Source organism: Clostridioides sp. ZZV14-6154 (assembly GCF_020657785.1).
Taxonomy (GTDB): domain Bacteria; phylum Bacillota; class Clostridia; order Peptostreptococcales; family Peptostreptococcaceae; genus Clostridioides.
In genome coordinates, this window is the sequence record NZ_JAGWCY010000102.1 from 1 (window position 1) to 242 (window position 242).

Annotated in this window: 1 pseudogene; it reads right to left on the bottom strand. The window is 27.3% G+C overall.

Going from position 1 to position 242, the window contains the following annotated elements:
- Positions 1-242 (bottom strand): annotated as a pseudogene (locus KGF45_RS19935) (RNA-guided endonuclease TnpB family protein); the annotation flags it as partial.

Consider the following 242-nt stretch of genomic DNA (forward strand, 5'->3'; position numbering starts at 1 on the left):
TTCAATCCAACATCTACACCTATTTTCTTATCAATAGTTTTTAGTTTCTCTATTTCAGTTTCTGCTAATATAGAAATATAATATCTATTACCTGGTGTTCTCGATATAGTACAACTCTTTATTTCTCCATCAAACATTCTATGTTGTTTTATCCTAACCATCGATTTTAGTTTAGGTAATTTTATATATCCATTTTCAATCCTTACAGTACCTTTTTGGTTGTTAGTAGTATAACTATGATA